The following is a 20,527-nucleotide window of genomic DNA, read 5'->3' as shown; positions in this document are numbered from 1 at the left end:
GGCCTGCGCATCCGCTGCGGCTTCAGCCGTTGCGAAAAAGAAAGCTGTACGCGTTCAGGGCCGGCACGCCGCCCAGATGCGCGTACAGCACCTTCGATCCGGCCGGGAATTCGCCGTTGCGCACCCGCTCGATCATGCCGTGCATGGACTTGCCCTCGTACACCGGGTCCGTGAGCATGCCCTCCTGGCGAGCGCACAGGCGGATGGCCTCCAGCGTGCCTTCATTGGGCAGGCCGTATTCCGGGCCGCCATAGCGCGTGTCCAGCACCACATCCTCGGCAGTGATGTCCTGGCCCAGCTCCACCAGATCGGCGGTGCTCTGCGCGATGCGCAGGATCTGCGCGTGGGTCTTCTCGGGCGTGGCGGATGCGTCGATGCCGATCACCCGGCGCGCGCGCCCGTCGGCGGCAAAGCCCACCACCATGCCCGCCTGCGTGCTGCCCGTGACCGAGCACACGACGATGTAGTCAAACCGAAAGCCCAGCTCCTTTTCCTGCTGGCGCACCTCTTCGGCAAAGCCGACGAAGCCCAGGCCGCCATAAGGGTGCTCGGAGCAGCCAGCAGGAATGGGAAAGGGCTTGCCGCCGGCCTGCTTCACGTCCGCCATGGCCTGCTCCCAGCTCGGGCGGATGCCGATGTCGAAGCCCGCCGCGTCCAGGCGCACGTCGGCGCCCAGGATGCGGCTCATCTCGATGTTGCCGACGCGGTCGTACACCGCATCGGAGTAGTTGACCCAGTTCTCCTGCACCAGCACGCACTTGAGCCCCAAATGCGCGGCCACGGCGGCCACCTGGCGCGTTTGGTTGGACTGGATGCCGCCGATGGACACCAGCGTGTCGTAGCCGCCGGCAATCGCCTCGGGGATCAGGTACTCCAGCTTGCGCGTCTTGTTGCCGCCGAAGGCCAGGCCCGAGTTGCAGTCCTCGCGCTTGGCGTACAGCTCTACCTTGCCGCCCAGGTGCTGCGACAGGCGCTTGAGCGGCTGGATGGGCGTGGGGCCGAAGGTCAGGGGATGGCGGGGGAATTTCTGCAGGTTCATGGCGGTGTTCCGGTCGATGGGGAAGGTGCCTTGCATCGTAGGAAAACCGCGCATTAACAGGGTTGTGAAATAAGATGATCTCAAGAATCAAAAAAAGTACCTACCGCCAAATAGCAGTATTTCATTTCCCCAATCAAGCCATGGCCGCAATAAAAAAACGCAACGTGAATGCCGCGGCAGAGGGTGCCGAGGTGGACCGCACCGACCGCGCCATCCTGCGCCTGCTGCAGCGCGACGCGTCGCTGTCCAACGTGGCCCTGGCGGCCAAGGTGCACCTGAGCCCGCCGGCCTGCCTGCGCCGCGTGGAGCGGCTCAAGCGGCTGGGCTTCATCGATGGCGTGGTGGCGCGGCTGAACCCGCAGGCGGTGGGTGCGGGCATGCTGGTGATGATCGGCGTGGTGCTGGACCGCTCCACGCCCGAGTCGTTCTCGGCCTTCGAGAAGGCGGCGGCCAAGATCTCGGGCTGCATGGAATGCCACGTGGTCACGGGCGAGTTCGACTACTTCATGCTGATCCGCACGCGCGACAGCGAGAGCTTCAACCGCCTGCATGCCGAGCAGCTGCTGTACCTGCCGGGCGTGCGGCAGGTGCGCTCGTTCATGGTGCTGCGCAACGTGCTGTCCACCACCGAGCTGCCGCTGGCGATCTGAATGCGGTATCGCATGGCGATACTTTTCGCTGCTGGATAGGTTACTGCGTCGGAATATCGGCTGCTTTGGCGCCGCGCGGCCGCAGCATCCGCCCCGTGTTCAACCAACGCCTGCGGGCACCGACCACCATGCATTCCTCTACCCCCACCCTCCAGCGCGACACGCGGGCCTGGCAGTTCCAGGTGTGGGCCTCGTTCGGCATCGCCGTGTTCCTGTGCGCCACCGGCCTGGCCTGGCTGCCGGGCGAGCGGCTGGAGGTGGCCTTCATGTTCATGGGCTACGTGTTCTGCCTGTCGGCGGCCTTCATGCTGGCCAAGTTCGTGCGCGACAACCAGGGCGCGCGCCGCGGCGCCGGCCAGGGCGGTGGCGACACCCCGCTGTGGAAGCTCGTCGTCTGGGGCGGCTTTGCCGTGGCCATGGGGCTCACCGGCTGGGGGCTGTGGGGCATGGCGATCAGCGCCACCTACAAGGCCTTTTTGGGCGTGAGCTGGTTGTACCTCATCACCTGCGCGTTCACGCTGGCCAAGATGCTGCGCGACCGCCACGAGGCGGATCTGGCCGACGCCCGCCTGCGCAGCCGCCTGCAGGCCCGCACCGAGGCCGCTGAATGATGCCCGCCGCGCAGGAGACCCACATGCCAACCCTTTTTCGCAAGACCTTCGCCCCCGCGCTGCTGGCGCTGGGCCTGCTGTGCGGCGCGGCGCTGCCGGCGCGGGCGCACAGCGAGGCCTCTGCAGCGCTGTCGCTGATGCCGGTGGCCTCCGTGGTCGTGGCCGCGGGCGGGGCGTCCGCGGCGGCGGGCGCCGTGGTGGCCCTGCCGGCGGCCCTGTCGGTGGGCGGCGCGGTGCTCACCGTGAAGGCCGTGCAGGCCTCGGCCACGGGCACGGTGTACCTGCTGGAGCGTGCATCGGACGGCGCCCAGGCCAGCGTGGAGGTCTCGGGCCGCGCCGCCGGTGCCGCCAGTGGTGCCGTGGGCACGGTGCTCACCTGCACCGTGATCGGCACGGGCGTGATCCTGTCGGCCGCGGGCGAGGTGCTGGCCTTCGTGCCCAACGCGCTGGGCCGCGCGCTGCTGCACAACGAAAGGCTCTGACCATGCGCACCCTGCACGGGATCGCGGCCGCCGCCCTGGCACTGGCGGCCATGGCGGCACATGCTGGCCGCTCCTGCGAGCCGCGCCAGCCCACGGCGCAGACCATCGCCCAGGGCATGCAGCTGGCGCAGCAGACGGCCCAGGCGCTGGACGCCAGCGGCGCCCGCGTGGTGGTGCTGGCGCGCGCGGGGCAGGACTTGTCCCGCTACGGCCTGCGCTACTCGCACCTGGGCTGGGCCTACAAGACGCCCGAGGGCCCGTGGCGCGTGGTGCACAAGCTCAACGACTGCGGCACCGCCGTGGCCGCCGTGTACCGCCAGGGGCTGGGCGAGTTCTTCCTGGACGACCTGTGGCGCCACGAGGCCGTGTGGGCCGTGCCCACGCCCGCCGTGCAGCAGGCGCTGCTGCCCCTGCTGGCCGACGGCGCGCGCGCCACGCGGCTGCACCAGCGTGCCTACAGCATGGTGAGCTATGCGTGGGGCACGATCTACCAGCAGTCCAACCAGTGGGCGCTGGAGACCCTGGCCCTGGCCATGGAGCCCGAGCGCGCCCAGACCCGCGCGCAGGCCCAGGCCTGGCTGCGGCTGCAGGGCTACCAGCCCACGGTGCTGCGCATCGGGCCGCTCACGCGGCTGGGCGGGCGCATGACGGCGGCCAACGTCGCCTTCGACGACCATCCGCCCGCGCAGCGCTACGCCGACCGCATTGAGACCGTGACGGTGGACTCCGCCCTCGCATGGCTGCAGCATGCGCGGCTGGCGGGCGCCCCGCAGGTGCAGGTGCTGAGTCCGGAGAAGTTTTAAGCAAAAATTGGCTCCTGCGCTTATCCATCAAGCGCGAGCAGCTACTATTCCAATAGCAAACATCGTGAGGGATCACACATGAGCAAGGCATTGCGACTGTCGGAGAAATGGTTTCGCCGCGGCCTGTGGCTGGTGGCACTGGTGTTCGCCAGCTTTCTGATCGGGCTGGGCGGCACCATCGTGGGCGACCTGCCCAAGGTGGAGGCGCCCCTGCAGCTGGACGACTTCCTGGACCGCGACGCCGCCCAGGCGCTGCGCGGCCAGGTCAAGGAAGCGCGCCAGGCCGAGCAGGAGGCCCAGACCGCGCTGGAGCAGGCCCGGCTGCAGCACGCCAAGGCGCGCAGCGAGACGCAGGCCGAGCGGGAGACCTTCAGCAACTGGCTGGCCGCACGCCGCGCCACCCAGCGCGCCGAGCACGACCCCGAGGTGATCGCGCGCACCCAGGCGCTGGACGCCCTCAAGGCCCAGGAGCGCCGGGCCCAGCAGGCCGTGCAGGCGCAAGACCAGGCCCTGCTGGACGCGCGCCAGGCCGCGCAGGCCGCGCAGCAGCGCCTGGGGCGCCTGGAGCAGGGCGGTTACGAGAAGATGGCCGCCGAGCGGCGCAAGGTGGAGTTGCGCGTGTTCCTCTACCGCCTGGCGCTCACGCTGCCGCTGCTGGTGGCGGCAGGCTGGCTGTTCGCCAAAAAGCGCAAGAGCACCTGGTGGCCGTTCGTGTGGGGCTTCATCTTCTTCGCGGTGTTCGCGTTCTTCGTGGAGCTGGTGCCCTACCTGCCCAGCTATGGCGGCTACGTGCGCTACGTGGTGGGCATCGTGGTCACGGCGCTGGTGGGGCGCTACGCCATCCTTGCGCTCAACCGCTACCTGGAACGCCAGAAACAGGCCGAGGCCCTGCCCGAGCAGGAGCGCCGCAAGGAGCTGGGCTACGACGTGGCCCTGGCGCGCCTGGCCAAGGGCGTGTGCCCGGGGTGCGAACGGCTGGTGGACCTGAAGGACGGGGTGACCGACTTCTGCCCGCACTGCGGCATCGGCCTGTTCGACCGCTGCGGTGCCTGCGGCACGCGCAAGAGCGCCTTCGCCCGTTTCTGCCATGCCTGTGGAGCCGGTGCGGCGCCGTCCGGGATGGCCTCGCCCGGTGCGGCCCCTGCCGGTGCGGTCCCCTCGGGCATGCCGCCCGCCGGCGCGGCCCCCACCGGTACGCCACCCCACGGTGCGATGCCCGGCGCGGCAGGGAATCGCTAGGCGCAGGCCTGGTGCAGGTCCAGCGCGTTGGCAGCCGCCGCGCCGCTGGCCGTGTTGTCGAAGATGCACCAGACGCTGCGCGCCGCCAGGGTGGCGACGCGCAGCCGTGCCGCTAGCGCGTCGACCAGCGCCGCGTCATAGGCCGAGTAGTACACGCGCGGTGCGCCGTGCAGCCGGCAGTAGACCAGGCCGGGCCAGCCGCTGGGCACCTCGCCGCCCGCGTGCAGCACCGGGTCGGCGAGCACGCGGCCGGCCTGCCAGGCGCGCAGCAGCGCGTCGCCCTCCGGTGTGAACCAGCTGGCGTGGCGCGGCTCCACGGCAACGCTGCCGTGGGGATGCCGTTCGCGCAGGCCGCGCAGGAACGCCTCGGCGACGGGCCGGTCGAGCCGCAGGCTGGGCGGCAATTGCACCAGCAGACAGCCCAGGCGCTCCCCCAGCCCCTGCGCCTGTTCCAGGAAAGCCTCCAGCAGCGTGTCCGTGCCCTTCAGGCGCGCCGTGTGCGTGATGCTGCGCGGCAGCTTGACGCTGAAGCGGAACGCTGGCGGCGTGGACGCGGCCCAGCGCTCGTAGGTGCTGCGCTGGTGGGGGCGGTAGAACGATGAATTGATCTCCACGGCGGGCAGCCGGGCGGCGTAGCGCTCCAGGTGCGAGCCTTCGGCCGGGAACCGGTGCCGGCTGCCCTGCGGCACGTTCCACCCCGCGGTGCCGATGTGCAGCGGTGCGGCCGTCGACGGTCGGGTGTCCATCGCGCCAGCATAGGAGGGACGGCGCGGCGCCGGGCGCGGAATGCGCAGGCCCTCGCCGTCAGCCGCCGCCTACGCGGCGCTATACGCCGCGTGCGCGCTCGGCCTTGAAGCGCGCGCGGAATGCGCCGAACTGGCCGGCATCCAGCGCCTCGCGCACCTCGCGCATCAGGTTCAGGTAGTAGTGCAGGTTGTGGATGGTGGTGAGCATGGGCCCCAGCATCTCGCCGCAGCGGTCCAGGTGGTGCAGGTAGGCGCGCGAGAAGCCGCCGCGGCCCCCGTCGTTCCAGCTTACGCCCTCGGTGCCCGCGCAGGCGTGGCAGGTGCAGCTTGGGTCCAGCGGCTGGTGGTCGGTCTTGTGGCGGGCGTTGCGGATTTTCAGGTCGCCATAGCGCGTGAACAGCGTGCCGTTGCGCGCATTGCGCGTGGGCATCACGCAGTCGAACATGTCCACGCCCTGGGCCACGCCCTCCACCAGGTCCTCGGGCGTGCCCACACCCATCAGGTAGCGCGGCTTGTGCGCGGGCAGGCGGTGGGGGGTGTGCGCCATGATGTCCAGCATCTCGTCCTTGGGCTCGCCCACGCTCACGCCGCCCACGGCGTAGCCGGGGAAGTCCATCTCCACCAGGGCTTCGAGCGATTCCTGGCGCAGGTTCTTGTACATGCCGCCCTGCACGATGCCGAACAGCGCGTTGGGGTTGCCCAGGCGCTCGAATTCATTCTTGGAGCGCACCGCCCAGCGGCGGCTCATCTCCATGCTCTTGCGCGCCTCGGCCTCGGTGGTCTTGTGGCCGTTGGTCTCGTAGGGCGTGCACTCGTCCAGCTGCATCACGATGTCGCTGTTGAGCGTGGTCTGGATCTGCATGCTCACCTCGGGCGACATGAACAGCTTGTCGCCGTTCACGGGCGAGGCGAAATGCACGCCTTCTTCGGTGATCTTGCGCATGCTGCCCAGGCTCCAGACCTGGAACCCGCCCGAGTCCGTGAGGATGGGCTTGTCCCACTGCTCGAAGCCGTGCAGGCCGCCAAAGCTCTGCATCACGTCCAGGCCGGGCCGCATCCACAGGTGGAAGGTGTTGCCCAGGATGATTTGCGCGCCCATCTCGCGCAGGCTGCGCGGCATCACGCCCTTGACGGTGCCGTAGGTGCCCACGGGCATGAAGATGGGGGTCTGCACCACGCCGTGGTTGAGCGTGAGCGTGCCGCGGCGCGCGTGGCTGGAGGTGTCGGTGGCCAGGATTTCAAACTTGAGCATGGGCGCGATTGTCCCAGACTGCACCGGCGGGGATTGGTGCCCGTAGCGCCCCGCGCGGCCTACACTGACCCTATCGACACAGCATTGCAAGGAGGTGCCCCCATGTTCCGAATCCTGATCGCCGTTGATGGCTCCGAACTCGCGCTCGACGCCGTGCGCCATGGCGTGGCCCTGGTGCGCCGCGGCGGCCTGCAGGCCACGCTGGTGCTGGGCCACGTGCAGGAAGAGGCCTCGCTGATCGAGTTGGCCACGCAGGGCGCGGACGCCGTGGCCGCTGCGAGCGTGGAGGCCGGCCAGCACCTGATGGCGTCGGCCGTGGCGATGGTGGAGGCCGCGGGCGTGCCGTATGAGACCGAGATCGGCCTGGGCCCCGTGGCGGCCACGCTGGTGGACATGGTGGAGCGCTGCGGCTGTGACGCGCTCATCATCGGCGCGCGCGGCCTGGGCGGGCTGCGCGGCACGCTGCTGGGCTCGGTATCGCAGGCGCTGGTGCAGCAAAGTCCCGTGCCCGTCACCGTGGTCAAGCATGCGGAGCCGGAGGAACTGCCCGAGGATGACGACCAGGACGACAACGTAGGTGCGCAGGACTGACCCCAGAAACAACGGGTCCCGCGGGACCCGTTGTGCTATTGAATCAAGAGCTGCTGGCGCAGATGGGCAGGGCGTTCAGGCCGCTTTTTTCCATTGCTGCGCCGCGCGCTGCAGCTTGCCGTGCGGTAGGCTGGCCAGGCGCGTGAACATGCGCCGGCAGTAGCCGCTGATCCACAGGCATTTGTTGAGCTCGTCCACGGGCAGCGGACCGGAGACGACCACGATGTCGTTGGCCACGTCCGCCGCGCCTGCGGCGCGCAGGCGCCGGCGCGTGTGCGTGGCCCAGGACTGGATGCGTGCCGGGCTGCCGTGCTGGTGCACCTCGCCGGTGTGCAGGTCGAAGGCAATGGCCACGGTGTCGGTCTTGAGCTTGAAGCGACGCTCGCCCGTGACTGCGCTGGGCGTTTCGCGCATGTCGTACAGGTAATAGCTGCCGGCCTTCAGCTGGTATTGCAGGTCCATGGTCGTCGTCCTCCGGGCTGCATTGTGCGGACGGCGCTGGCCGGTGATGGGGCGAATACCGCGCGAAAGCAGGCGCTTATTGCGCAGGGCGCGGGCCCGCCCCCGGCGGCGCCGGGGTGCGTCCGATTGTGTCGGCGCACCGCGGCGCCTTCAACCCGCCGGCCCGGTCAAAGGGTAACCGGTTGTGATCGGGCCGGCAGGCGCGCGTGGCGCGCCCGCCCATCCATTCGCGCTGTGGGGTTCAGAAATCCACCAGGCTCAGGCCCACGCTGAACACGGTGCGCTTGCGGTTGTAGTCGATCAGGCTGTCGCCGTAGCCCGTGAACAGCTGGGTGTGCAGGCGCAGGTTGGTACGGTTGCCCACCAGGCTGGTTCCGAGGGTTTGCAGCCATTCCAGCCGTGCCGAGCCGCGCCCGGTCGCCCCCAGCGAATGCCGTGCGGTCAGCGCCAGGGTGTTGTCCTTGTCCACGTTCCAGGTCAGGCCCAGCTCGGCCCGGCCCACGTAGTTGCTGATGCCGGGGTTGTCGTCGCTGTCCGCGCTCTCGTGCAGGCGCTTCCACAGACGGCCGGTGACGGTCCAGCGGTTGTCCAGTTCCATGCCGGTCATCAGGTACACGCGGTTCCAGCTGCGCGACAGCGGCAGGCTCTGGCCGTTGGACTGGTGCACCAGGCCGATGCCGCTGTAGCGCCAGCGCCAGCCGAAGGGCAGCTTAGCGTCGGTGGGGTACACGTACATGATCTCGGGCTCGTGGTCCGTGTTGCGGAACGGCCGCGAGATGCCCGGCGAGAACAGTTGCCAGTACGACTGCTGCGTGTAGCCCGCCCACAGCGAGTCGCGCAGCGTGGGGTGGCCGCGCGTGAGCAGGCCCTGCGCGAGCTTGGTACGCACCGACAGCTGCACGCGCATCTCGGTCTTGCGGTAGTCCACCTCGCTGGCGGCGTTGTTGTCCGGGCTGCCCGAGGTGGGCAGGCGGTTGACGCTGGTGGCGCCCACGACGGACACGCTCATGGGCCGGTACCCGCGAAAGCGGAACGACCCGCAGTCGCTGCCCGTCTCCAGTTCCCAGAAGCGCGACAGGGTGCTGTACTGGCCGTCGCGGCAGCCGTCCACCTGCGCCACGTCGATGATGCGCGTGGCCGGCAGCGTGGCGTCCACCGGCGGGGGCGGCGCCTGCGTGGCGGCGGCGGGCTGGGCGCTGGCCGAAGCGGGCGGCGCCTGCCAGCTCTGCTCGGCGGACCACTGGTCAAAGCAGGCCAGGCGTGCCTGGCTGTCACCGGTGAGGGCGGCGCACTGGCGCCAGCCGGCCACCCGGTTGACGGCGGGTGCTGCGGCGGTCTCGGCCAGGCTGACCAGCGGCAGGGCCGTGCCCAGCAGCGCGGTGGCCAGGCCCAGGCGGGACAGGGGGTGTGAAGGCTGTGTCATGGTCGGATGATGCGCGTGGTCGGTGACGGCTGCCATGCAGGTCAGGGCCGGGAAGGGGCCTGCTTGCGCAGGGTGAAGGTGTAGGGCCGGTCGGCCTCGTCGGTCCATTCGCCGCGGATCTCGCGCGCGCAGCTGCCCTCGACGACGTCGCCGCTCCAGTTGCCGCTGACCCGCGTGCCGTCGCGCGACTCTTCCATGGTGAGCCGGCCCTGGTGCACGTCGCCCACCACCACCGAGGTGAAGCCCGGCCACTGGATGCGTCCCTTCACCGTGCCGTCCCATTCGGGGTGGGGGCCCAGTTCCAGCAGCACGGGCTCGGCCATGCCGTCCAGCCGCGCCTGCCAGCGGCCCACCAGTTCGGGCTGCTCCATCTGCGCGGCCGTGGGGCAGGCCGGGCGAGGAGGTTGAGAGGGTTTTTGGGCACAAGCGCTTACCAGTAAAGCGCTATTAGCTATCAAAAATATAGTTTTCAACATGGGTTCAGGGTGTGGCGGGGCTGGGGGCGGCCTGGGCCTTGCGCGCGAATTCCTCGCGCAACTGGCGCAACTTGTCGCGTGGGTTCTCGCGCGCTGTGGCGGCGTCCAGTTTCATCTCGGCAATGAAGCGGCTGGGCTGGCAGGCCACCATCTCGCGCCCCTTCTTGCGCTTCTTGGTCCAGCTCACGGCCAGCGTGCGCTGGGCGCGGGTGATGCCCACGTACATCAGGCGGCGCTCCTCCTGCAGGCGCTGCAGGATGTCGTCACTCACCTTCTGCTGGCGGCCGTCGTCATCGTCCAGCTTGAAGGGCAGCATGCCCTCGGTCACGCCGGCCAGGATCACGTGCGGCCACTCCAGCCCCTTGCTGGCATGCAGCGTGGACAGCACCACCATGTCCTGCTCCTGTTCGCGCTCGGAGATGGTGGACAGCAGGGCGATGGTCTGCGCCACCTCCAGCAGGCTCTTGGTCGCGGCCTGCACCGTCGCGCCCGCGGTGTCGTCGATCTGGCCGCCCGCGCGCTGTGCCATCCAGTCGCAGAACTCCAGCACGTTGCTCCAGCGCGCGGCGGCCACCTTTTCGCTGTCCTCGCTGTCGTACAGGTGTTGCTCGTAGCCCATGTCCTTGAGCCAGTCGGCCAGGAAGGCACGCGCGGCTTCGTGGCCGTGCGTGTGGCGTGCGCGGTGCTCCAGGTCGTTGACGGTGCGGCCGAACTCCAGCAGGCCTTCCAGGCCCCGCTTGGGGATCACGGCGGGCAGCATGGCGTTGAACAGCGCGCCGAACATGCTTTGCTTGTGCTGCGTGGCGAACTCGCCCAGCGCCGCCAGCGTGGTGTGGCCCACGCCGCGCCGCGGGCTGGTGACGGCGCGCAGAAAGGCCGGGTCGTCGTCGTTGTTGATCCACAGGCGGAACCACGCGCACAGGTCCTTGATCTCGGCGCGGTCGAAGAAGCTGGTGCCGCCCGAGACCTTGTAGGGGATGTTGGCCTTGCGCAGGGCCTTCTCGAACGGTTTGGCCTGGTGGTTGGCGCGGTAGAGGATGGCGAAGTTCTTCCACGCCGGCGGTGGATTGCTGGCTGCCCGCAGGCCCTGGATGCGCGCCACGGCGCGCTCGGCCTCGTGCTCCTCGTTGTCGCAATCGACCACGCGCACGGGCTCGCCCTCGCCCAGCTCGCTGAACAGCGTCTTGGGAAACAGCTTGGGATTGGGCTGGATGACGTGGTTGGCCGCGCGCAGGATGGCGCTGGTCGAGCGGTAGTTCTGCTCCAGCTTGATGACGTTGAGCTGCGGGAAGTCCTGCGGCAGCTTCTTCAGATTGTCCAGCGTGGCGCCGCGCCAGCCGTAGATGCTCTGGTCGTCGTCGCCCACGGCGGTGAAGCGCGCGCGTTCGCCCACCAGGTATTTCAGCAGCTCGTACTGCGTGGCGTTGGTGTCCTGGTACTCGTCCACCAGCACGTGGCCCAAGAGGCGCTGCCACTTCTCGCGCACCTCGGGGTGGTGGCGCAAGAGGCGCATGGGCATGCCGATCAGGTCGTCGAAATCCACGCTCTGGTAGGCCGTCAGGCGCTCCTCGTAGCGCTGCATGATCAGGGCGATGCTGCGCTCATGGTCGTCCTGGGCCATGGCCAGCGCCTTGCGCGCGTCCCAGCCCTGGTTCTTCCAGTTGCTGATGGTCCATTGCCACTGGCGCGCGGTGGCCAGGTCGGTGGTGCCGCCCGCGCAGTCCTTGAGGATGCCCGTCACGTCGTCCTGGTCCAGGATGCTGAACGAGGGCTTGAGGCCCAGCACATGGCCGTCCTCGCGCACCATGCGCACGCCCAGGGCGTGGAAGGTGCACACCAGCACGTCCTTGGCCTGGCGGCCGATCAGGCCGGCGGCGCGCTCGCGCATCTCGGCCGCGGCCTTGTTGGTGAAGGTGATGGCGGCGATGCGCCGGGGCGCCAGGCCCGTCTCGATCAGCCGCGCGATCTTGTGCGTGATCACCCGCGTCTTGCCCGAGCCCGCGCCCGCCAGCACCAGGCACGGGCCCTCGGTGTAGTGCACTGCCTGCAACTGAGCAAGATTGAGACCGGACATGGATGCAGCGGGAGGAACGGGGGCGCGCCTGCGCCACGGGCTGCGGCGGGCGGCGGGTGAGAGGGAGAACAGCGGGTGTGCATGATAGCGGCGTGCGCGCACCAGGGTGATTGCCCGGGGTGGCACGCCCGGTGACAAGGCGTTTCAGCGCGCGGCGGCGCTGCGACAATCGCGCCCGTGCTGTCCGTCCTGCTGATCACCTTCCCCTTCTTCGCCCTCGTGTTGTGCGGCTACCTGGCCACGCGGGCCGGGGCGCTGCCGGTGTCCGCCATCGGGGGGCTGAACAGCTTCGTGCTGTATTTCGCGCTGCCATGCATGCTGTACCGCTTCGGCGCCAGCACGCCCATCGCACAGCTGCTGGACCCGGCCGTCGCCGGGCTGTACCTGCTGTGTGCGCTGCTCATGGTGGGCGGCACGGTGGCCCTCACGCTGCGGCGCCGGGGGTGGAACGATGCGGCCTTCGGCGCGCTGGTGGCTGCCTTTCCCAACACCGGCTTCATGGGCGTTCCGCTGCTGGTGGCGTTGCTGGGCGAGGCCAGTGCCGGCACCGTGATCGTGGTGCTGGCGGTGGACCTGGTGATCACGAGCTCGGCGTGCATCGCGCTGTCGCGCCTGGATGGCGCGGGTGCGCACGGCGTGGCCGTGGCGCTGCGCAACGCGCTGCGCGGCATGGCCACCAACCCCATGCCCTGGTCCATCGTGCTGGGCGGCGTGGCGTCGGTCCTGCAGTGGCAGCCGCCGGGCCCCGTGGACCAGACCCTGGCCATGCTGGCGGGCGCGGCATCGCCGGTGGCGCTGTTCACCATTGGCGCGGTGCTGGCGCGCTCGCAGATGAACCAGCAGGAATACGTGCCGCCGGGCCAGTACGTGCCGATCGCGCTGGCCAAGCTCGTCGTGCACCCGCTGCTGGTGTGGTGCCTGGGGCGTGCGGCAATGGCGCTGGGGGTGGACCTGTCGCCGTTCACGCTCACGGTGATGGTGCTGCTGGCCGCGCTGCCCAGCGCGAGCAACGTGGCGCTGCTGGTGGAGCGCTTCGGGGCCCACGGCGGGCGCGTGGCGCGCATCATCCTGGTGAGTACGGGGCTGGCGTTCCTCAGCTTTTCGGCGGCCGTTGCGCTTTTGGTTCAAAAATGAGAGCGCTTGGCGCAGGGTGGGACTACGCTAGGTGTCGATTTGGCTAAAAAATATCCACCTGAAGCGCAGCCGTTGTACCGCGTGCGCCAGACCGACGGCCATTGGGCAAGGACCTGGACCGGCCACGCCGCGCAGCGAGGGTGCCGTCCCCCTGCCCGTATTGCGACGCGAGGGGAGGGCAGGGGAAGACGCGGGCGCCTGAGGGGCAGACCTCAATACTCCCAGAACATGCGCTGCAGTTCCTGCGTGCTGGCGCCCTTGGCCAGGGCGAGCATGGTCAGGATGCGCGCCTTTTCGGGGCGCAGATCGTGGGCCACCACCCAGTCGTGCTTGTCGTCGGGCTGCTCGGCGTTGCGCAGCACGAAGCCGTAGGGCACGCGCGCAGAACGCACGATGACCACGCCCTTAGCGCGCGCGTCCTGCAGCGGCTTGACCATGCGGTCGGCCACTGAGCCGTTGCCCGTGCCGGCATGGATGATGGCCTTGGCGCCGCCGGCCACCAGCGCGTTCACGGCCGTGGGCTGCACGTTGCCGTAGGCATAGACGATGTCCACCTGGGGCAGCGAGGTGATGCTATCGATGTCGAATTCCGACTGCGTGGTGTGGCGCTTCACCGGCGCGCGGAACCAGTAATTCTTGCCCTCCACCACCATGCCCAGCGGGCCCCACTGGCTCTTGAAGGCGCTGGTCTGGATGTTGATGTCCTTGTTCACGTCGCGCGCGGTGTTGATCTCGTCGTTCATGGTGACCAGCACGCCCTTGCCGCGCGCATCCTTGGAGGCCGCCACGCTCACGGCGTTGACCAGGTTCAGCGCGCCGTCCGCCGACAGGGCAGTACCCGGGCGCATGGAGCCGACCAGCGCGATCGGCTTGTCGGTGCGCACTGTCAGGCTCAAGAAGTAGGCGGTCTCGGCTAGCGTGTCGGTGCCATGGGTGATGACGATGCCGTCCACGTCGCCCTGCTTGGCCAGTTGCGACACGCGCTGGGCCAGCTTCAGCAGGTGTTCGTTGGTGAAGCTCTCGGAAGCGATCTGGAACACCTGTTCGCCCGACACCTGGGCGACGTTGGACAGCTCGGGCAGGCCGGCCAGCAGCTTGTCCACGGGCACCTTGGCGGCCGTGTAGGTGGCGCTGTTCATGGCCGAGGCGCCGGCGCCGGCGATCGTGCCGCCCGTGGCCAGCACCACCACGCGGGGCTTGGCGGCGGCCGGCTGGGCCTGCGTGGCCGTCGTGGCGCGCGTGTCCTGCGCGTGGGCGAGGGTGGGGGCGCCGGCAAAACCGGCAACGGTGATGGCAGCAGCCACTAGCGACATGCGAAACGCTTGGAAGGTCATTGTGGGTTCCAAAAAAGAAAAGCGGTCTCGTGGACCGGGGGCGGAACTTTGCCCCGATGGCGCAGCGCATGCCATGCGAGAAAACCCGCGGGCACCGCCCGCAGCGGCGGGGGCCTCAGATCGCCTGCGGGTCCACGTCCACCAGCCAGCGCACCAGGCCGCGGTGGCGCGGGCGCTCGGCATGCAGCAGCGGCTGCCACGCGGCCAGAAAGCGCTGCAGCGCACCGCGCTGGGGACTTTCCAGCAGCATCTGCGCGCGCTCCACATTGGCCACGCGCTGGATGGCGAGCGGCACCGGCGGGAACAGGAAGACCTGGTCCAGCCCCGGCAGCCCGGCGGCGCGCGCGGCGTCGCTGGCGGCCTGCAGGAAGGCCTGGGCCGCCTCCTGCGTGCGGGCGTCTGCGCGCACCAGCGCCTGATAGGCGAAGGGCGGCATGCCGGCTTCCTGGCGTTCGGCCAGCTGGCGCGCGGCGAAGGCCGGGTAGTCGTGGCGGCGCAGCGCGGCATAGACGGCGTGGTCGGGGTGCCAGGTCTGGATCCACATCTCGGGCGGGCTGCCCTGCGCGGCCACATAGCGCGCATCGCGCCCCGCGCGGCCCGCGGCCTGCATCAGCAGGGCGAACATGCGCTCGGGCGCGCGGAAGTCGCTGCTGAAGAGCGCTCCGTCGGGCTGCACGGCCGCCACCAGGGTGATGCGCCGAAAGTCATGTCCCTTGGCCACCATCTGCGTGCCGACCAGCACGTCCACCTCGCCGCTGTGCACCTGGGCCAGTTGCTCCTCCAGCGCCCCCTTGGCGCGGGTGGTGTCGGCGTCGATGCGTGCCACGCGCGCGGCGCGGCGGTCCGGGGTGATCACGTTGCGCAGCAGGGCGGCCAGTTGCTCTTCCAGCTGCTCGGTGCCCCGGCCCAGGGGCAGGATGTCCGGGTTGCCGCAGCTGGGGCAGGCCCGCGGCACGCGTTGCGTAAAGCCACAGTGGTGGCAGCGCAGCGTGCGGTCGCTCTTGTGGAATACCTGGTGGGCGCTGCAGTGCGGGCAGTCGCTCTTCCAGCTGCAGTCATGGCAGTGCAGCACGGGTGCAAAGCCCCGGCGGTTGAGCAGCACCAGGCATTGCTCCCCGCGCTGCACCCGTTCGGTGATGGCGGCCAGCAGCGGGGGCGAGAACACGCCACCCGCCCCCGAACTGCGCGGCTGTTGTCCCATGTCCACCAGGCGCACGCGCGGCAGCTCGCCTGTGCCGGCGCCGTCCCCTGAGCCGATACGGCTGGGCATGTGCAGGCGCAGATAACGGCCCGGGCCCCCCTCGCTGGCCGGGGTGCTGGCATGCCAGCTCTCCAGCGACGGGGTGGCGCTGCCCAGGATCACCTTGGCGCCCTGCTCGCGTCCGCGCCACAGCGCCAGGTCGCGCGCGGAGTAGCGCGCGCCCTCCTGCTGCTTGTAGCTGGCGTCATGCTCCTCGTCCACCACGACCAGTGCCAGCCCCGGCAGGCTGGCGAACACCGCCATGCGCGTGCCGAGCACGATGCGCGCAGCGCCCGTATGCGCGGCGAGCCAGCTCTTCAGGCGCTGTGCCGGCGTCATCCCGCTGTGCATGCTGACCACGGCCGCCTCGCCGTACAGGGGCGCGAAGCGCTCGCGAAAGCGCGCCTCCAGCTGCGGGGTGAGGTTGATCTCGGGCACCATCACCAGTGCCTGTGCGGCGGGATGGCCGGCCAGGGCGCGCTGCACGCAGTGCAGGTACACCTCGGTCTTGCCGCTGCCCGTGCTGCCGAACAACAGGAAGGGCCCGCGCTCTGTATCGATTTGGGCTGTAGCGCTTGCCTGTTCTGCGGTAAGTGCTATTGTTTTTGCAACTGCTTCGGAAGGGTGCGCCGGCGGTGCGGGGCGGCGCAGGCGCCGCGCCAACTGCTCGGGCGTGAGGTCGCGCAGCTGTGGGGGCAGGGCGGCCAGCGCCACCTCGCCCACCGCGCGTTGGTAGTAGCGCGCGGCGAAGCTCACCAGACGGCGCCAGGCGGCGTCCAGCGGCGCCACGCCTTCGAGCACGCCCGCCACCGTGCGCGGCACCATGCCCGGCGGTAGCGCCGCTGGCTCGGCGGGCGCGTCCCAGACCACGCCCAGCACCTCGCGCGCGCCCAGCGGCACGCGCACCAGTGTCCCCGGAGGCAGCGGGCGCGGGCTGGCATAGCTCAGCGGTTCGCCCACGCCACTGTGCGCCGGCGTGCTCACGGCCACGCAGAGCAGGCAGGCGGCGCTGTCATGCGGCGTGGTCGGGGACAGGGAGCGGTCAGGCATGGGCGGTGGGTGAAAAGGCGGGCGGCACCGGGGCGCGGCCCCGCATGATTCCACAAGCTTGCCCACTGCTATGAGAGATGCTGTGGATAACTTTGTTGAAAAGCAGCGCGCAACACGCCGCGGGACGCGCCCCTGCTGGACTGCGCGCTAGCGGATTTGTAGACGGCGCGGTGCAAAAAAAGCTTATGAATCAACGTTCTTTGCTGCACCGCAAAAAGTGCCGCAGCGGTTGTCGGGCGACGCTCTGCGCAGGGGGCCGCAGTTGCCAGCATGTGAACAACTGGCGCTGTCAATAGGGAAGAGCATCCCCCGGATGTGGTAGGCGCCGCAGCCACTGTGGGACTTTTCCTTCACTTCGTGCGGCAAGTGCTTGATTTTGCGAGGGAAACACAGGAAGTTCAGATTTTCTGTGGATAACTTTGTTGATATCCCGGCTGGGCCGCCCGAAAGCCCTTGTCTGGCCGTGGTTTGCTTAGGGTGCCCACAAAATCGGCAGGCGCAGGACCTTCATATGAATCAACCACTTACGAGGTTCGGAGTGATTTGTTGCCGGTTGTTGCGCTGCTCACTGCGGGCCGCGCGGCAAGCCGGATGCGGCTGCCGCAGTGTGAATAAGTCATGCCGGCGCCGCAACCCTGGTAAGTAGGCATTCACCGCTGCCGCAGGCTGCGTGAATAGCCATGCACGGCTTCCACCAGCGCGGCCACGTGTTCGGGCGGGGTGAACTGGCTGATGCCGTGGCCCAGGTTGAAGATGTGCGTGGGACCGGTGGTGGTCTTGTCGGTGTGGGGTGTGCCGAAGCTGTCGAGCACGGCGCGCACCTGCGTGACGATCTGCGCCGAGGGGGCGAACAGCACGTTGGGGTCGATGTTGCCCTGCAGTGCCTTGCCGGGGCCGCCGACCTGGCCGCCGACGATGGCGCGCGCCTTGCCCAGGTGGGCCGTCCAGTCCAGGCCCAGCACCTCGCAGTCGATGTCCTTCATGTCGTCGAGCCAGATGCCGCCGCCCTTGGTGAAGACGATGCGCGGCACGTCCTGGCCGTCCACGCCCGTGCGCTTGAGCTGCGCCAGCACGCGCCGGGTGTATTCCAGGCTGAAGTCCTGGAAGCACCCATCGGCCAGTACGCCGCCCCAGCTGTCGAAGACCATGACCGCCTGGGCGCCGGCGTCGATCTGGGCGTTCAGGTACGCGGCCACGGCGTCCGCATTCACCGCCAGGATGCGGTGCATCAGGTCCGGGCGGCTGTACATCAGCGTCTTGACGAGGCGGTAGTCGTCGCTGCCCTTGCCCTCGACCATGTAGCAGGCCAGCGTCCAGGGGCTGCCCGAGAAGCCGATCAGCGGCACACGGCCGTTCAGCGCGCGGCGGATGCTGGTGACGGCGTCGAACACATAGCGCAGCTTGTCCAGGTCGGGCACGGCCAGCGCGGCCACGTCGGCCTCGTCGCGCACCGCCTTGGCAAAGCGCGGGCCTTCGCCCTCGGCGAACGACAGGCCCAGGCCCATGGCGTCGGGCACGGTGAGGATGTCGCTGAACAGGATGGCCGCGTCCAGAGGGAAGCGCTCCAGCGGCTGCAGCGTCACCTCGGTGGCGTACTCCACGTTCGTGGCCAGACCCATGAAGCTGCCGGCCTTGGCGCGCGTGGCCTTGTATTCGGGCAGGTAGCGGCCCGCCTGGCGCATCAGCCACAGGGGCGTGTAGTCGGTGGCCTGACGACGGCAGGCCCGCAGGAAGGTGTCGTTCTGGAGGGGGGCGAAGCTCATGCGCGCGATTGTCGCAGGCCGGCTCCCGCAGGCCTTGGGCAAGCCCCGCGGGCTTGCCTCAGATCAAGGAAAGGGGCGCTGCAGGACGATGCGCCGTCTCCTCAGACGGGGGAACGGGTGGGGTCCGGGTTCCACAGCGTCCCATCGGCTCCGGCCTCCAGCAGCCGGGTCAGCAGCGGGTGCATCACTTTGCGGGCGCTGTAGATCAGGTGGAACTGCTCATGCACCTCGGGGGTGGTGCCCACGGGCACGAGGCCATGGGTCTGCTCCAGGTGCGCGCCCAGGGTCTCGGGCGCGGGCATCACGCCCATGCCGGTGGCTGCGAAGGTGCTGAGCAGGGCGCTGTCCTCGAATTCCCCTGCAATGCGCGGGCGGATGCGCTCGCGTTCCAGCCAGTGGTCGATGCGCGCGCGCAGCGCGGCGTGCTCGGTGGGCAACAGCACGGGGACCACCGCCAGGCTGCGGGGGAATTCGTGGCGCGCGGCCTGCGCCCACAGCGGCGGGGCATACCAGCCAATGGCGCTGGTACCCAGCAACTGGCTGGTGGTGCGCAGCGCCGGGTTCGGCGGGGCGGGGCGGTCGGCCAGTACCGCGTGCAGCTTGTGCAGCGCCAGTTCGCCCAGCAGGGGCTGGAATTCCCCCTCGTGGCACAGCAGGCGCAGGTGGGGCTCGTCCAGCACGGGAGTGAGCAGCCGGTGGACCGCCAGTTTGGCAATGCCGTCGGAGATGCCCAGGTTCAGGCGCAATGTGGGTCCTGAGGCGGCCTCGCGCACGCGCTGGGGCAGCTGCTCGCCCAGCGCGAAGATGTGGTCGGCCTCGTGCAGCGCGGCCACGCCGGCCTCGGTCAGCATGAGGTTGCGGCCCTCGGCGCGCAGCAGGCTCACCCCCAGGGACTTCTCCAGCTCGCGCACCTGTGCGCTGATGGTCTGCACGGCCATGTCCAGCCGCTCGGCGGCCCGTGCCATGCCGCCCTCCTTGGCGACGACCCAGAAGTAGTACAGGTGGCGGTAGTTGAAGCTCTGGCTCATGGAGTTACTTCGTAAAAACCGAAGTAATAGTATCGATAAGGCAGATTTTTTGGAATCCATGCGACCTCTACATTGCACCTCCTCGGGCTGTGGGCCCGTCAGTACAACCTTGTTGGAGAAGGAACGCATGGAAACGATAGGCACCTGGTGGATGTGGGCGGGCTTCGCCGCCTTTGTGGTCGTGGCGATCGCCGTGGACCTGCTGGTGATGGAGCGCCAGGGCGCGCACCGGGTGACGATGGGCGAGGCCGCGCGCTGGAGCCTGCTGTGGTTTGCGCTGGCATTCGTGTTCGTGGGACTGCTGTGGTGGTACCTGGACGGCAGCCAGGGCCGCGACGTGGCCAACACGGTGTCGATGCAGTTCATCACCGGCTACCTCGTCGAAAAGAGCCTGTCGGTGGACAACATCTTCGTGTTCCTGATGCTGTTCAGCTACTTTGCCGTGCCGCCGCAGTACCAAAAGCGCGCCCTCATCATCGGCATCATCGGCGCCATCGTGTTGCGCACGCTGCTGATCCTGGCGGGCGCGTGGCTGCTGGCCACGTTCCACTGGCTGCTGTACGTGTTTGGCGCGTTCCTCGTGGTCACCGGCATCAAGATGTGGTTGGCCGCGGGGCAGGAGCCCGACATCGCGACCAACCCGGTGCTCAAGCTGCTGCGCCAGCGCATGCGCATCACCGACCGGTTCGACGGAGAGAAACTCTCCACCATGATCGACGGCGTCAAGCACTACACCCCGCTGTTCGTGGTGCTGGTGCTGATCGGCACCACCGACATCATCTTCGCGGTGGACAGCATCCCCGCCATCTTCGCCATCACCAGCGACCCGTTCATCGTGCTCACGGCCAACGTGTTCGCCATCCTGGGCCTGCGCGCGCTGTACTTCCTGCTGGCCGACCTGGCCAACCGGTTCCACCTGCTGGCCTACGGTCTGGCGCTGGTGCTGGTGTTCATCGGCACCAAGATGCTGCTGATCGACCTGGTGAAGATTCCCATCGGCTACGCGCTGCTGGTCACGGCGACGCTGATTGCCGGCTCCATCGTGCTGTCGCTGCGCGGCTCGGGGGGGAGCGCGGCGCGCCCCGCGCCCCCACTGCCGGGCAAGCGCTGACCTGCCCTGCGCACCCCCG

The 20,527-nt window shown here is 69.2% G+C and carries 19 protein-coding genes; 8 read left to right on the top strand and 11 right to left on the bottom strand.

Annotated elements, in window-relative coordinates; all coding sequences use genetic code 11:
• Window positions 1–22 precede the first annotated feature (22 nt).
• A complete protein-coding gene (locus DTPSY_RS15785; RefSeq protein ID WP_015914408.1) occupies window positions 23–1,039 on the bottom strand; it encodes a 1-aminocyclopropane-1-carboxylate deaminase in 1,017 nt (338 codons plus the stop codon).
• A 140-nt stretch (window positions 1,040–1,179) separates the two neighbouring features.
• Here DTPSY_RS15785 and DTPSY_RS15780 point away from each other — a divergent pair, with 140 nt between their 5' ends.
• From DTPSY_RS15780 to DTPSY_RS15760, 5 genes are all read left to right on the top strand, one after another.
• Window positions 1,180–1,689, top strand: coding sequence for an Lrp/AsnC family transcriptional regulator (locus DTPSY_RS15780; protein ID WP_015914407.1), 510 nt, complete (start codon window positions 1,180–1,182; stop codon window positions 1,687–1,689).
• A gap of 128 nt (window positions 1,690–1,817) precedes the next feature.
• Window positions 1,818–2,300: a YiaA/YiaB family inner membrane protein gene (locus tag DTPSY_RS15775; RefSeq protein ID WP_015914406.1), complete on the top strand. Its 483-nt coding sequence runs from the start codon at window positions 1,818–1,820 to the stop codon at window positions 2,298–2,300.
• Window positions 2,301–2,323: 23 nt separating this feature from the next.
• Entirely contained in the window at window positions 2,324–2,782 is a 459-nt protein-coding gene (locus tag DTPSY_RS15770) for a hypothetical protein (RefSeq protein WP_041839085.1), read from the top strand.
• A 2-nt stretch (window positions 2,783–2,784) separates the two neighbouring features.
• Window positions 2,785–3,585 carry a DUF2145 domain-containing protein gene (locus DTPSY_RS15765; RefSeq protein ID WP_015914404.1) on the top strand — a complete coding sequence of 267 codons (801 nt, stop codon included), beginning with the start codon at window positions 2,785–2,787 and terminating at the stop codon, window positions 3,583–3,585.
• A gap of 78 nt (window positions 3,586–3,663) precedes the next feature.
• On the top strand, window positions 3,664–4,824 hold the full coding sequence (locus DTPSY_RS15760; RefSeq protein WP_015914403.1) for a hypothetical protein: 1,161 nt from the start codon (window positions 3,664–3,666) through the stop codon (window positions 4,822–4,824).
• On the opposite strand, the gene DTPSY_RS15755 is transcribed toward DTPSY_RS15760, so the two are convergent.
• Window positions 4,821–5,570 (bottom strand): DUF72 domain-containing protein, encoded by a 750-nt coding sequence (locus DTPSY_RS15755; protein WP_015914402.1) that lies wholly within the window; start codon window positions 5,568–5,570, stop codon window positions 4,821–4,823. The genes DTPSY_RS15760 and DTPSY_RS15755 overlap by 4 nt on opposite strands.
• 79 nt (window positions 5,571–5,649) lie before the next feature.
• Window positions 5,650–6,822 (bottom strand): tRNA guanosine(34) transglycosylase Tgt, encoded by a 1,173-nt coding sequence (gene tgt / locus DTPSY_RS15750; RefSeq protein ID WP_015914401.1) that lies wholly within the window; start codon window positions 6,820–6,822, stop codon window positions 5,650–5,652.
• Between the two features lie 102 nt (window positions 6,823–6,924).
• Here tgt and DTPSY_RS15745 point away from each other — a divergent pair, with 102 nt between their 5' ends.
• Window positions 6,925–7,413: a universal stress protein gene (locus DTPSY_RS15745; protein ID WP_015914400.1), complete on the top strand. Its 489-nt coding sequence runs from the start codon at window positions 6,925–6,927 to the stop codon at window positions 7,411–7,413.
• A gap of 75 nt (window positions 7,414–7,488) precedes the next feature.
• Here the strand turns inward: DTPSY_RS15745 and DTPSY_RS15740 are convergent, their stop codons facing one another.
• From DTPSY_RS15740 to DTPSY_RS15725, 4 genes are all read right to left on the bottom strand, one after another.
• A complete protein-coding gene (locus DTPSY_RS15740; protein ID WP_011806955.1) occupies window positions 7,489–7,875 on the bottom strand; it encodes a hypothetical protein in 387 nt (128 codons plus the stop codon).
• Window positions 7,876–8,116: 241 nt separating this feature from the next.
• Window positions 8,117–9,298, bottom strand: coding sequence for a phospholipase A (locus DTPSY_RS15735; RefSeq protein WP_015914399.1), 1,182 nt, complete (start codon window positions 9,296–9,298; stop codon window positions 8,117–8,119).
• A gap of 41 nt (window positions 9,299–9,339) precedes the next feature.
• The gene (locus DTPSY_RS15730) at window positions 9,340–9,669 is read right to left on the bottom strand and encodes a hypothetical protein (RefSeq protein WP_238526544.1); all 330 of its coding nucleotides are present in this window, start codon (window positions 9,667–9,669) and stop codon (window positions 9,340–9,342) included.
• Window positions 9,670–9,778: 109 nt separating this feature from the next.
• Window positions 9,779–11,848, bottom strand: coding sequence for an ATP-dependent helicase (locus DTPSY_RS15725; protein WP_015914397.1), 2,070 nt, complete (start codon window positions 11,846–11,848; stop codon window positions 9,779–9,781).
• Between the two features lie 177 nt (window positions 11,849–12,025).
• Between DTPSY_RS15725 and DTPSY_RS15720 the strand changes: the two genes are divergently transcribed.
• Complete coding sequence (locus DTPSY_RS15720; protein WP_015914396.1) at window positions 12,026–12,982, top strand: AEC family transporter; 957 nt, start codon at window positions 12,026–12,028, stop codon at window positions 12,980–12,982.
• Between the two features lie 212 nt (window positions 12,983–13,194).
• Here DTPSY_RS15720 and DTPSY_RS15715 read toward each other — a convergent pair whose 3' ends face one another.
• From DTPSY_RS15715 to DTPSY_RS15700, 4 genes are all read right to left on the bottom strand, one after another.
• Window positions 13,195–14,316 (bottom strand): asparaginase, encoded by a 1,122-nt coding sequence (locus DTPSY_RS15715; protein ID WP_015914395.1) that lies wholly within the window; start codon window positions 14,314–14,316, stop codon window positions 13,195–13,197.
• Between the two features lie 115 nt (window positions 14,317–14,431).
• A complete protein-coding gene (priA, locus tag DTPSY_RS15710) occupies window positions 14,432–16,606 on the bottom strand; it encodes a replication restart helicase PriA (protein WP_015914394.1) in 2,175 nt (724 codons plus the stop codon).
• A gap of 650 nt (window positions 16,607–17,256) precedes the next feature.
• On the bottom strand, window positions 17,257–18,369 hold the full coding sequence (gene hemE, locus DTPSY_RS15705) for a uroporphyrinogen decarboxylase (protein ID WP_015914393.1): 1,113 nt from the start codon (window positions 18,367–18,369) through the stop codon (window positions 17,257–17,259).
• A 101-nt stretch (window positions 18,370–18,470) separates the two neighbouring features.
• On the bottom strand, window positions 18,471–19,397 hold the full coding sequence (locus tag DTPSY_RS15700; protein ID WP_015914392.1) for a LysR family transcriptional regulator: 927 nt from the start codon (window positions 19,395–19,397) through the stop codon (window positions 18,471–18,473).
• Window positions 19,398–19,524: 127 nt separating this feature from the next.
• Between DTPSY_RS15700 and DTPSY_RS15695 the strand changes: the two genes are divergently transcribed.
• A complete protein-coding gene (locus DTPSY_RS15695; RefSeq protein ID WP_015914391.1) occupies window positions 19,525–20,508 on the top strand; it encodes a TerC family protein in 984 nt (327 codons plus the stop codon).
• Window positions 20,509–20,527 lie beyond the last annotated feature (19 nt).

Source organism: [Acidovorax] ebreus TPSY (genome assembly GCF_000022305.1).
GTDB lineage: Bacteria > Pseudomonadota > Gammaproteobacteria > Burkholderiales > Burkholderiaceae_C > Diaphorobacter > Diaphorobacter nitroreducens.
The sequence above is the reverse complement of the archived record's forward strand: the minus strand, read 5'-3'. Positions and strand labels throughout refer to the sequence as shown.

Excerpts from the sequence above, each read along its gene's own strand:
- DTPSY_RS15785 (WP_015914408.1), bottom strand. The coding sequence starts at position 1,039 with ATGAACCTGCAGAAATTCCCCCGCCATCCCCTGACCTTCGGCCCCACG.
- DTPSY_RS15780 (WP_015914407.1), top strand. The coding sequence starts at position 1,180 with ATGGCCGCAATAAAAAAACGCAACGTGAATGCCGCGGCAGAGGGTGCC.
- DTPSY_RS15775 (WP_015914406.1), top strand. The coding sequence starts at position 1,818 with ATGCATTCCTCTACCCCCACCCTCCAGCGCGACACGCGGGCCTGGCAG.
- DTPSY_RS15770 (WP_041839085.1), top strand. The coding sequence starts at position 2,324 with ATGCCAACCCTTTTTCGCAAGACCTTCGCCCCCGCGCTGCTGGCGCTG.
- DTPSY_RS15765 (WP_015914404.1), top strand. The coding sequence starts at position 2,785 with ATGCGCACCCTGCACGGGATCGCGGCCGCCGCCCTGGCACTGGCGGCC.
- DTPSY_RS15760 (WP_015914403.1), top strand. The coding sequence starts at position 3,664 with ATGAGCAAGGCATTGCGACTGTCGGAGAAATGGTTTCGCCGCGGCCTG.
- DTPSY_RS15755 (WP_015914402.1), bottom strand. The coding sequence starts at position 5,570 with ATGGACACCCGACCGTCGACGGCCGCACCGCTGCACATCGGCACCGCG.
- tgt (WP_015914401.1), bottom strand. The coding sequence starts at position 6,822 with ATGCTCAAGTTTGAAATCCTGGCCACCGACACCTCCAGCCACGCGCGC.
- DTPSY_RS15745 (WP_015914400.1), top strand. The coding sequence starts at position 6,925 with ATGTTCCGAATCCTGATCGCCGTTGATGGCTCCGAACTCGCGCTCGAC.
- DTPSY_RS15740 (WP_011806955.1), bottom strand. The coding sequence starts at position 7,875 with ATGGACCTGCAATACCAGCTGAAGGCCGGCAGCTATTACCTGTACGAC.
- DTPSY_RS15735 (WP_015914399.1), bottom strand. The coding sequence starts at position 9,298 with ATGACACAGCCTTCACACCCCCTGTCCCGCCTGGGCCTGGCCACCGCG.
- DTPSY_RS15730 (WP_238526544.1), bottom strand. The coding sequence starts at position 9,669 with ATGGAGCAGCCCGAACTGGTGGGCCGCTGGCAGGCGCGGCTGGACGGC.
- DTPSY_RS15725 (WP_015914397.1), bottom strand. The coding sequence starts at position 11,848 with ATGTCCGGTCTCAATCTTGCTCAGTTGCAGGCAGTGCACTACACCGAG.
- DTPSY_RS15715 (WP_015914395.1), bottom strand. The coding sequence starts at position 14,316 with ATGACCTTCCAAGCGTTTCGCATGTCGCTAGTGGCTGCTGCCATCACC.
- priA (WP_015914394.1), bottom strand. The coding sequence starts at position 16,606 with ATGCCTGACCGCTCCCTGTCCCCGACCACGCCGCATGACAGCGCCGCC.
- hemE (WP_015914393.1), bottom strand. The coding sequence starts at position 18,369 with ATGAGCTTCGCCCCCCTCCAGAACGACACCTTCCTGCGGGCCTGCCGT.
- DTPSY_RS15700 (WP_015914392.1), bottom strand. The coding sequence starts at position 19,397 with ATGAGCCAGAGCTTCAACTACCGCCACCTGTACTACTTCTGGGTCGTC.
- DTPSY_RS15695 (WP_015914391.1), top strand. The coding sequence starts at position 19,525 with ATGGAAACGATAGGCACCTGGTGGATGTGGGCGGGCTTCGCCGCCTTT.